Below are 2,987 nucleotides of genomic sequence, written 5' to 3'. Positions count from 1 at the left end.
TTACAAATCCGAAAAACAGCCAACTCCCAAACCGATTTAAGACAGCTGAATATTACCTATAATACCTTTAAAAGTCCGATACATATCGAAGAAACCGGAGTCGATAAGATTAGTTTTAAACACAATGCTTTCGGACAGCGCAGCAGTAGTTTCTACGGTGGGCTCGAAGCCGATCCCGGACACCGAAGTCAGCGCAAACATTATTCCTATGACGGCAGTATAGAAATAAAAGAGAATATAGTTACCGGAACCACAGAAATTGTTATTTTTATAGGCGGAGACGGGTATAGTGCCCCCGTTATTTTAAAAAGTGACGGAGCGAAGAGTGATTATTACTATCTGCATCGGGATGTTCAGGGAAGTATTCTGGCAATTACCGATCAGGCAGCAGCAGTTGTGGAGAAGCGACATTTTGATGCCTGGGGAGCCATTACAAAAGTACAGGACGGGGCAGGAAAAGTGCTCAATGGATTCAGTATATTGGACAGAGGGTATACCGGACACGAACATTTACAGAGTGTAGGTATTATCCATATGAACGGTCGTTTATACGATCCTAAAGTACATCGTTTTCTGCAACCCGATAATTTTATACAAGACCCTTCCGATACCCAGAATTTTAATAGGTATGGTTATGTATTAAACAATCCGTTGCTATATACCGATCCAAGCGGGGAGTTTACCTGGGGAGGAGAATCCGGAACGAACTGTACAACTTGTGGCACCGAGAATGACGGATCAAAAGCAGGAATGATCGTTGCTGCTATTAGTTCCGTTGTTGGGAGTATTGGTAAGACATGGGATGATCCCGGATTTTCGAATTGGCGTTCTAAAAACCTGAATTTCAAGAATTGGAGTAAAAGTATAAAGAAGCTTTTTGGCGGAGGTAAGAACCGTTCCCCGGAAGTACAAAAGGCACAGGTGTATACTACCAATTATTTAGGTCCTATGCCCGCAAATACCGGATTTGTTAATAATATGATGGGAAGTACCGGGGGGAATAATGTAAGTTTCGTTCAGTATGAACCTATTGTTCCAGATTATCAGATTGCTCCGGCAAAAAGTGAGTTAAGTACTTTTGGAGCTGTAATGAGGTTTTTAGATGGTGGTATAGTTACCCATAATGGAAGAGGGTTCTTTGTTAATAATGATGGATTTGCTACAGATGTAGCTCCTGTTGGAGGTTTAGGAGCTCTTGGTCTAGTTGGTGGAGGGGGATTAAAAGTTGTACAAAGAGTTAAGGCAGCAAATGGTCTTGAAATTACTGGTTTTGCTAAACATGGTTTAAATAGAGCTATAGAAAGAGGATTAAAGCCTAATGCTATTTTAGATGCTTTAAAAAACCCTTTAAAAACAGGAAATGTAGTTATAGATCAATTAGGACGTCAAAGCCAGCGTTTTATAGGTAGATACGGTGAAGTTGTTGTGAATCCAAAAACAGGACAAATTATATCTGTTAACCCTACATCATCAAATAAAGTAACTAAACTTTTAAAAAAATTAAGACAATGATAATTAAACTAAATAAAAATCAATTTGACTATTTGTATTATAGTCTTTCAAAAAAACAAGAAGTATTAAGATTAAAACTGGGACAAGTCAGAACAGAAAATCAATTTTTTATTATAGATGTTGATGAGGATGTAGTAGATAAAATACGTGATTGGGCAAGTGATGAATTACAAAAAAAAGGATTTGATATAAATTATGAATTGACTTTTGAGGGTAAGATATTGGAAGAATTGATAGATGTATTTTATATGGAATAATGAAGATGATTTTTTGTCTTGTCCTGAAATCACATGACAATGTAAAACATAGTTGAATATCCAATACAACTTTGAAAAGCCTCAATTTTAATTTTTTATATTTTGAGGCGTTAAACAATCTGTTTTCAAAGACTTTATTCTCAACGATATAAAATAGGAGTTGTATAGAAATAGGTTTACACAAAAGAGAAACAAAAAGGAAATATTTACTCTTCTGCTGGCGCGAGCATCTTGCTCGTGTCCTAGTTCGTAATGTTTTAGTTTATTTTAACTTTAGGAAATAGTTTTATGTGGTCACGAGCAAGATGCTCGCGCCAGCGGGGATTAAACCTGGGGGTTATGGCAATATGGTTGGTCCAGATTGGAGGTATTTCTCCTGTTGGGGGGTTAGGAGCTCTTGATCTAGTTGGAGGTGGTGGTGCTAAAATGGGGATGAAGGCTGTAGCTAAAGGGGGAAGAGGTGCTTATGATGGTGTTCGAGAAGCATCTAAGTATTTACAAAACCAAGGTTTGCCAAGAGCATATCGAAAACAAATTTTGCAAAGTTTTGAAGTAGAAACTATTTCATTAAGAACTGCCGACAATGCAACATTCGGTTTAAGATTTTATGGTGGTGCTGCAAATCAGAGTGGAAGATATCTATTTCCAATATTTACTAATTATACTAATAGAGCAGGATTAGCTCTTCCACCAAGCTGGAACAGGATGTCTAAAATATTACAATTTCAAATTGCACCTGGTAGTAAATATATTTTTGGACGTGCAGCCTCTCAAGGAGGAATATATAGTGGGGGTAGTTATCAAATGTATATTAATAATTTAAATAATTTAACTAGATAAAATGAATAAGGAAGTCTTTACAGAAAGAAAAGGAAATTTAATAAATCTAATAATGGATTGTTTAGTTAAAGATAGTATGAGTAAACAAGATGAAATACTTCTTAATAGGCTTTTAGAAATACTTAATCAATATTCGTTTGAAAATAGGTTACAAAAAAAAGGACTGTTATCACATACAATTGTTGATAGTTTGGAATTGGATTATTCTTTAGGAGAAAAATTTATAAAATTTGATAATGATATAAGATAGAAAACTGGAATAACCATGATGTCTTGTCCTGAAATAAGTTTACACAAAAGTGTAAAAATGTGGAAAGATATTCTTCTGCTGGCGCGAGCATCTTGCTCGTGTCCTAGTTCGTAATGTTTTAGTTTATT

At 35.8% G+C, this 2,987-nt stretch carries 3 protein-coding genes; all 3 read left to right on the top strand.

Translation table 11 applies throughout. The features are described from left to right. On the top strand, window positions 1–1,512 hold a 1,512-nt coding region (locus tag AC4FQX_RS15035; RefSeq protein ID WP_491168537.1), incomplete at its 5' end, for an RHS repeat domain-containing protein. Next, window positions 1,509–1,769, top strand: a complete 261-nt coding sequence (locus AC4FQX_RS15030) for a hypothetical protein (protein WP_491168536.1) — start codon at window positions 1,509–1,511, stop codon at window positions 1,767–1,769. The genes AC4FQX_RS15035 and AC4FQX_RS15030, both read left to right, overlap by 4 nt. Before the next feature lie 288 nt (window positions 1,770–2,057). Beyond that, window positions 2,058–2,609: a hypothetical protein gene (locus AC4FQX_RS15025; RefSeq protein ID WP_491168535.1), complete on the top strand. Its 552-nt coding sequence runs from the start codon at window positions 2,058–2,060 to the stop codon at window positions 2,607–2,609. The last annotated feature ends 378 nt before the right edge of the window (window positions 2,610–2,987 follow it).

The organism is Flavobacterium sp. AK-301, assembly GCF_058310215.1.
Note: the sequence above shows the minus strand (reverse complement) of the source record. Positions and strands in the feature narration are given on the sequence as shown.